This window comes from Pseudochryseolinea flava, assembly GCF_003286915.1.
Taxonomy (GTDB): Bacteria; Bacteroidota; Bacteroidia; order Cytophagales; family Cyclobacteriaceae; genus Ohtaekwangia; species Ohtaekwangia flava.
The window spans coordinates 1-8499 of sequence record NZ_QMFY01000034.1 but is presented as its reverse complement, the minus strand read 5'-3'; the positions used below and the strand labels follow the sequence as shown (position 1 = coordinate 8499).

The window sequence follows — 8499 nt, the reverse complement described above, 5'->3', positions numbered from 1 at the left end:
CCCGGGTCAAATGATTACCGAAACGGGTGGGTCAGATAATTAGCGAAATACCTGGGTCAAACCATTTCCGAAATAGGTGGGTCAGGTAATTACCGAAAGGGTGGGTCAGACGGTAGCGAAATATTCATGTATATAAAACGTGCCGGCACACCAAAACAATAAATTATCATCAACTGTGCCGGCATGGTTTATAGCTTGTGTGCGCCCAGCATGAGCGTGGGTATTCAAAGATACCCAAAATTCCAGAGGGTGAAAGTCTCTCACTGGCGAGTTGGTGAAGCCAGTTAGTAAGTCGCAAGGTGGTGTGCACTGAAGGAAGCGAGACTACAATTCCGATGGCTATCGGTACCGGTACTGACGAACAGGAACGGTATACTTGATAAAAGAGGATAAGTGAGCACAACTTCACAAGGTCAGTCACCAACAATCTGTTGTTAGTAGCGACGACGATCGTAGAACGACTAGCAAAACGCGGTTACGAATCTTTACTTTCGTATTACGAAAAAGTATCTCCACAACTTAATGAACCGTCCCGAGTACTCGGGATGGTGTGAGAGGCGAACCTCGCTGCTATTCAGCGGCGGGGCCGTCTACTCGATTGGCGGCTGCCTTTCTTGTCGGTGAGTTTAAAATAGTCATTACCTTTTAGATTCATCAGATCGTTAACGCTCTCGTATAAATTCAACCCAGCAAGTCCGGTCCCATGATTGGTGATTGTTGTCTCCGTTATTATGTAGCCATTATCAAATAGAATATAACCTTTGTCTGTGTCGTCGGCATACCAAATAAAGTCAACAATTTTTCTGTCCTTGATACGCTTTAGTTTATTTTCTCTATAATCAACTTTATAAGGCTGGTACTCCTTAATAGCAATGTCGTGTCCGAGTAAAACTTTACGAAGCCGGTTGAAAAGAGACCCTTTTTGTCGTTGGTAATTGTCTGCAATCTCCTTGATACTTTTATTGTCCTTGTTAACATGGTAAACGGGATAGTCAGACAAGTCAGCAAAAAGGTTTATAGCCTTCTTATCCAATTCCTTTATCCAAATATCATCACTAAAACCAAAGGGGATGTCAATGATAATTTTATTGTCGAGCTCGATAAAACACTCACCCATGTCCAATCCGCCAACTTCCATTTTAACTAGCGAGTAGATGTTTGTAACTGTCTTCCCTATAATTTCCTCTATCTGCATTCTGTGTTGTCGTGATAAGGTTGCCGCTAACGTTCGCATATAAAGCGTGCCGGCAGTCCAATTTAATAATTAATCATCAAACTCTGCAGGCATGATTTATATGCATTGTGTGCGCCCAGCATGCGCAAGGTATGTAAGATGCCTTTAATATTCCAGAGGGTGAAAGTCTCTCACTGGCGAGTTGGTGAAGCCAGTTAGTAGTCGCAAGGTGGTTTGCACTGAAGGAAGCGAGACTACAATACCTATGGCTAGCGGTACCGGTACTGACGAACAGAAACGGTATACTGCGGCTGATAAAAGAGATAAGTGAGTACAACTTCACAAGGTCAGTAGTCAACAATCTGTTATTAGTAGGAACGACGATCACGGAAGGATGATTAGCAAAACGCGGTTACGAATCTTTGCTTTCGTATTACGAAAAAGTATCTCCACAACTTTAATGAACCGCTGTATACGAGCCCGTACGTACAGTGGTGAGAGGCGAACCTCGCCGCTATTAGTGGCGGGCCGTCTACGCGATTGGGCGTTCGCTTCCACCGTTAGTGTTGACGTCGACCCTGTTAAAATAATATTACGATTCTATAGGAGCAATCCTATATTCATTTATGGTCATCCAAGGTCCACCATCGTGTTGCTCTACTAAGCTTATCTTCTCAAACAATATCTCCGTCGGTAATTCAAACGCTCTTATTTGATCAAATATTTTGTCAGTACAACTAGAATTTCTCGGGTGCATTAACGTCAGATGTGGCTGGTGATGCCGTGGTGTGTCATTTAGTCCCTTTAAAATTTCTCTTCTCAATTCGTGGAATTGTTTGTTCTCTGTTGAGGAAGGAAGCCAAACACCCTTACCTCCTTCAAATCTTTCGACCTTGTTAAATGTTATTTTTAATGGCCCAGCAGATTTTATGAGTTCTGTATTCTTGATTACCCTGTCGATTTGCACTATTTCGTCTTCTCTGCAAAGCGTCACATGTGCTGAAATTAGTTTGTGTTGAATGGGGTTGAATTGTTGTCGTATTTTTTCAATTGCTCCGCTGTCATCTGAAACGAATAAGGTTAATTGTCGCCTTGTTGAATTCTGCCCTAAAGGAATTGTCACACGAATTATTTTTTGTTTAGAAATTTAATTTAAAGTCCGTGCCGTTATTTTCGGCGAGACAAGCGAATGACCTACAACGTTGATGCATAAGCCGTGGCGCTGAGCAAAAATAAAAAAAATGCTTGCCCGCCGAAGCTTATCGCAGATGGGTCCTCCTTAATCAGTGCCATGGAACATTTTGTTAGCGGCTGACTTTTTTCAACTCCCCTTTGTCGTCAATGAATTTGAATTTATGGTCATGATCGACAACTTGTCCACCTGATTGCAAGAAACTTCCAAATAGTCCACGCCAATCTTCAACGTCAGTTTCCTTTTCTGTGTCCCAACGGATCAGACCAACTACGTTATTATCAACAGTCTTGTCCAAGACGATTCCAAATTCCTCTTTCAATGAAACCTTTGTCCATGGAATAAATTCTTGATTTCTTTTCCATCGGTCAGTTCGCTTGAAAATCCTTCTTCTTAATTCTTCTCCTTCTGGTCCCACTACCTTGTCCCATTCATTATTCGGTGAAAACCATTGCCAAATTCTTGTGAAGTCCGCAACATTATCACCTTCAATCTCTCCAAATTCCTCAGTAAACTCAGTCTTGAATTTATCGTGTCTATATCCCTTAGACTTTCTTGAGTTGAGGAGTTGCTCCGCTTCATGCAGGTCATCAAACAATTCAAAAATTTCCCACTTCTTCCAATACTCAATCTTTGAAAGTTTTTCTCCCTTGTCCCGAATAATTTTTGAAATAGATTCATCGCCCAAAAAGCTTGTGTGCGCCCAGCATGCGCAAGGTATGAAGATACCCTTAATATTCCAGAGGGGTGAAAGTCTCTCACTGGCGAGTTGGTGAAGCCAGTTAGTAAGTCGCAAGGTGGTTTGCACTGAAGGAAGCGAGACTACAATATCGATGGCTATCGGTACTGGTACTGACGAATAGAAACGTATAGCGAGGCTATTTGATGTGGATGAGTGAGCACAACTTCATAAAGTCCGTAACCAACAAACATCGCTCTGTGTCACGTATGGCATAAGAGAAGTCAGCAGAGGTTGTAGTAGTTGCTGGTAACGAGCCGAAAGGGTTGGCCCGGTAAGGACTGAATGTATCGAAGGTCGGTGCCGTTTCCAGTAAATGTGTCGCAAAACTATGGCGCGCGGTATCGGCAAAAGTTTTACATGAAAAGAAAAGAGATAGCAATAAAACTTAAAACAGTTTAAACTCTACTCTGCGGTTTAACTTACGTTCCAATTCGTTTTTGTTATCATTTATTGGCTTACTTGGCCCGTAGCCTTTTCCGGAAATGCGCTTACTTGCTATGCCCTTAGCCACAAAGTATTTCTTTACTGTCTCTACACGTTCTTCCGATAATTTTATGTTGAGATTAACATTTCCTTGATTATCGGTATGCCCACTTAGTTCTACTTTTAGATTTTCGTTTTTTAATAATATTTCAACTAGCTTATCCAGTTCGCTATAAGAACTCTCTAGTAGGATGGCTTTACTTTGTACAAAAATCACATTGTTGAAGACAATATTTTCTCCTATTTCTATTTTCTGCCCATCGAATTCAATCGCTTCATCTCTAACTACTTTTTCTGGTATGATGGGTGAAGCTGACACTATGTTTGCATTTTCTCTCGATTTATAATCGATACCAATCGCTCTTTTTCGTTGCATTTCCCAAACTCCAAAATCACCAGAATTGTTACTGTTTATCCAGTCACCTGAAAGTCTATTGCCTTCTGCGTTCAAATATAGTTTGGCTGTACCTTGTCGATTACCTTCTTTCCAATGAAAAAACAGTTCGTTTCTAGTGATTACCCCGTTTGTTACTTTACCGACCACGCCATCGTACTCGTAATCGCCAGTAAAAGTATTTCCTGTTTGATGAAAAATTATGTCTTGCCAGTTCGTATGCCAAGTGCCATCTATTCTGATTGTAGAACTCAACTCCTGGGCGGGATGACAAAAAACCTTGAACTCAGATAATTCTACATATTCTTTGTTGCCATAATTAGATAGAATGGTGAGTTTTATCCAGCGAGCTTCGGCATCTACAGGGTATTCGTTGATCTTGTTTTTGCTTAAGGTATAGTTGCCGAATAACTTATAGTCTTCGTTGGCACTCTTGCTACTATATTCTACTTTCAGTTCTTTGGTATGGATACCGTCATAGTTTTCGCAAACGTTGTTAAAGAACAGCTTATTTATTTTGCATAGCTCGGTTAGTTCAAATACAAATTCCATAGGGAAGGTTGTCCCTTTAGAGCACCAGATTTTATCTGACTCATCAATCAAGGAACTTGGTGAGTAGAGGACATAAGAACTCCGCTCTGTGAATTCTGCATAAGAAGCCGGAGCTTTTAAGATTTTCACACCGCTAGCCAGTGAAACAAGGTTTTTGTTTTGGGCAAAAGCCTGGCCTATAAAAAAGATTAAAAGTAAAGTAGAAACTGTTTTGTTTTTACTATTTAGCAATTGAGTGATCATTGTAGTCATGTTTTCAAAGCAACGCTTCGATAAAGCTAAAACAAATCTAAATCTTACAAGAGGGTCTTTTCCTGCGAATCACTAATGCCTGCCTGCCGAAGTCTCTGACGAAGGCGGGAAGCATCGCAGTTTTTGATTTTTCTTCAAATGAAAGTTACAAAAAGATGAACGCCCTTTCAAGGGGCGATGGTAAGGGGCGGTCCATTTCGCTCAGGCGAATTACGCGCCCACCCTTGACAGCGCGTTCATTTTTTCGAATACAGCATTTGTAGGAAAATGGAACTTAATATGCATCAGGAGAATAGAAAACACTCAATTTGTCTCAACGTTAGCAAAAGGGATTATTCATGGAGCACTTTGTTGGCGGTAATTAAATTTTACTCACACTTGGTGACTAAAATGAACTCATTCGTATTGTAAAGGGGACAGATTATTTCAAAACAATCGTCTTTTACGGTCGTGTCAGATTTAAGAGTCAAAAAACTTTCGTCCTCAGATTTAAACAAAATTCTGTCCGCGAGTCGGAAATGGTAGTCTCGGTGTGACTGCTTTTTTTGGTCTTTATTACCCCACTCAATCTTGCATGTCGAGTCAGAAGAAATCAAAAGCTTGAAGTACCTACCTTTTGGTGTTTTTTGAATCTGTCCGATTTTTTCTTTAAGGTGAGGATACTTGTCAAGCAATGGCCTGTTGTCCCGCGAGCTGCAACAAGTCAAAAGTCCAAATGCTAAAAAAGTCCCTAGTCTCGTCATGAATTTAATTACCGCCAACGTTCGCATATAAAGCGTTCCGGCAGACCAAATTAATAATTAATCATCAAACTCTGCCGGCATGATTTATATGCATTGTGTGCGCCCAGCATGCGCAAGGTATGGAAGATACCTTTAATATTCCAGAGGGTGAAAGTCTCTCACTGGCGAGTTGGTGAAGCCAGTTAGTAAGTCGCAAGGTGGTGTGTCGCGAGGCATGCACTGAAGGAAGCGAGACTACAATACCGATGGCTATCGGTACCGGTACTGACGAACAGGAACGGTATACTGAGGCTGATAAAAGAGGATAAGTGAGCACAACTTCACAAGGTCAGTCACCAACAATCTGTTATTAGTAGGGACGATCGTAGAACGATTAGCAAAACGCGGTTACGAATCTTTACTTTCGTATTACGAAAAAGTATCCCCACAACTTAATGAACCGCTGTATACGAGGCCCGTACGTACAGTGGTGTGAGAGGCGAACCTCGCTGCTATTTAGTGGCGGGGCCGTCTACTCGATTGTAAGTAGTAGGGCGGCATACGCCACATAAGTCAGGGTCGATTGTCAAACGAATAAGGAAAGAGTCCAACATTGATAAAATCTATTTCATTGTCAGGGTCAAAAAAGCTGATTTTCATATCTCTATTTTCGTAGAAATAGGTCGTGTGCCAAAGCTCTCCATCAGTTTGTTCATAGTCTTCTTCAATTCTTGTGGCTTTACCAAACTTCTTTTCAATTTTCCCTTTGGCGATCTTTTTATAAGGCCTTAAAATGTCTGAATGGATTCCCATTCCGACTATCATTCTGTCTCGAACTACATATTTAGCACCTGACTTCATGTGAAGTATGCCTCCAAAATCAAGAACAGATTTTATTCTGTCCTCAAGCAAATGTTCTTTTTGACCGTCCACGGTTTCATAAAAAACCTTGTTGTCTTTCCATGTTTGTCTCGTACCTCCATTGGAAAACCGAAGACAGTCCACAGGATATTTTTCGAATGTAGTGGTCGAAACCTGATTTTTCGGAATCAAGTTAGCATTGTCTTGAAGCTTAAGTCCGTGAATTTTTATCTCGGATGTCTTAATGTCCGGACTAAAAAGGATGTCTGGATTTGTCGTGACGTCCTTGTCGTTATTTTTTGCTTTGAAGATTCCAAACATTAGTATTTGGGAAAATTGTCCCCGCTCTATTACTTACAACGCTTGGTGTATAACCCGTGGCGCTGAGCAAAAATAAAAAAATGTCCTCCTTATCAGCGCCATGGATTATACATTGTGTGTGCGCCCAGCATGCGCAAGGTATGGAAGATACCTTTAATATTCCAGAGGGTGAAAGTCTCTCACTGGCGAGTTGGTGAAGCCAGTTAGTAAGTCGCAAGGTGGTGTGTCGCGAGGCTTGCACTGAAGGAAGCGAGACTACAATACCGATGGCTATCGGTACCGGTACTGACGAACAGGAACGGTATACTGAGGCTGATAAAAGAGGATAAGTGAGCACAACTTCACAAGGTCCGTAGCCAACAATCTGTGATTAGTAGGAACAACGATCATGGTAGAACGACGAGCAAAACGCGGTTACGAATCTTTACTTTCGTATTACGAAAAAGTATCTCCACAACTTAATGAACCGTCCCGAGTACTCGGGATGGTGTGAGAGGCGAACCTCGCTGCTATTTAGTGGCGGGCCGTCTACGCGATTTGTGGCCGTACATTTCACAATCTCTCTCTCAGAAAATTTAATAAGTCGTTACTTAGTCCTATCATTCTTGGTCGAATAGTGCCATTTATACTTCTATATGCGTCAGGAGTTATCGAGCCTGATAACTGAACAAGTTGCTGAGCATCCATTGAATTAAAGTTGTATGGATGTCTTGCTGCAAAATTTATTACTTGTTCTATTAATAGATTAAGTCGGGTTATTTCGTCTTTTTTTAATTTAGACTTTATTTGAAATTCAACTCTATTTTTTATTAACTCTGCATTAATTTCCATGATTTCGTCACCAAGTTTATTCGAGATTTTCAGATTATCCAAAACCATTTCTCTGTCGTGTGGATTGCCTGTTATATTGAACATTCTTGAATGAAAGTCGGTCCAAGTGTCGGTTAATACTTTTTGAATAATTTTTTGAAGTCTTAACTCGGTAAGCTTCATGAATTCTAAGAGAACTCGTTCTCTGTCCTTTTTTCGTTCCTTGCGACCAGATGCGAACTCCTTGACGAAGTAACCAAATGAAGCAGCTAACAGTGTCAGTAGAACTGTCGCGAGTTGAGAGTTTAGAATTGTCTCCCAGATTGTCTCATGTGTTGTTTTTACTATGAACTCCATGTCTTTCAATGTATGGCCACCAACGCCTGTATATAAAATGTGCCGGCAGTCCAAATTAATAATTAATCATCAAACTCTGCCGGCATGAGTGTAGTTCCCATGTAATCATCGCGGCTCAGATTGTTTATTCTTCCTCGCGTCTTAGAAATCGATTATTCAAAAGATACTTGTCCCAATCGTCATTTTTAACAAATTCGTTCCCCTTAAGAGCGCCAAAGTGGAGTTGCAAATTTCTCATTGCTCGAGCTGTATCATTTTGAAAAGAGTTTAAGTCCATTTTTCCAAATTCACCTCGGTAATATTTATTCTTGAATTCAGGATTGATCTTCTGAATATTTTCTCCAGTAAGAAACACATTTAGGGTTTTCATTTTTAGAGTATCATTTACCTTAACCAAATATTCAGTTAAATGTTCCTTTGTGACTGGTACGTAATCCTTAATTAATATTCCTGATTGACCTTTTTGAACCGTGTACCTAAAGGTCTTCTCTTTTGAGTTACAGGAAAATCCTACTGAAAGTGGCTGTGAATTTGAACAGGTTGTAAATATAGTTTGCTGATTTGAATTTTGTGTTGTTGAACCAAAACAGAAGCAAGGCTCTGCTGAGGAGCAACCTGCCAGGGATAGGTTCTCCCGAC

At 40.8% G+C, this 8499-nt stretch carries 7 protein-coding genes; all 7 read right to left on the bottom strand.

What is annotated here, in order from left to right:
• Nucleotides 1–574: 574 nt before the first annotated feature.
• A complete protein-coding gene (locus DQQ10_RS27525; protein WP_112750174.1) occupies nucleotides 575–1195 on the bottom strand; it encodes a hypothetical protein in 621 nt (206 codons plus the stop codon).
• Between the two features lie 571 nt (nucleotides 1196–1766).
• Nucleotides 1767–2297, bottom strand: coding sequence for a 2'-5' RNA ligase family protein (locus DQQ10_RS27520; protein ID WP_245970560.1), 531 nt, complete (start codon nucleotides 2295–2297; stop codon nucleotides 1767–1769).
• Between the two features lie 181 nt (nucleotides 2298–2478).
• The gene (locus DQQ10_RS27515; RefSeq protein ID WP_221409807.1) at nucleotides 2479–3162 is read right to left on the bottom strand and encodes a hypothetical protein; all 684 of its coding nucleotides are present in this window, start codon (nucleotides 3160–3162) and stop codon (nucleotides 2479–2481) included.
• Nucleotides 3163–3493: 331 nt separating this feature from the next.
• Nucleotides 3494–4780, bottom strand: coding sequence for an OmpA family protein (locus DQQ10_RS27510; protein WP_165824148.1), 1287 nt, complete (start codon nucleotides 4778–4780; stop codon nucleotides 3494–3496).
• Nucleotides 4781–6084: 1304 nt separating this feature from the next.
• Nucleotides 6085–6693, bottom strand: coding sequence for a hypothetical protein (locus DQQ10_RS27500; protein WP_112750171.1), 609 nt, complete (start codon nucleotides 6691–6693; stop codon nucleotides 6085–6087).
• A 552-nt stretch (nucleotides 6694–7245) separates the two neighbouring features.
• Nucleotides 7246–7860, bottom strand: coding sequence for a hypothetical protein (locus tag DQQ10_RS27495; protein WP_112750170.1), 615 nt, complete (start codon nucleotides 7858–7860; stop codon nucleotides 7246–7248).
• A gap of 124 nt (nucleotides 7861–7984) precedes the next feature.
• A partial coding sequence (locus DQQ10_RS28055; protein ID WP_165824147.1) for a hypothetical protein occupies nucleotides 7985–8499 on the bottom strand: 515 nt, incomplete at its 5' end.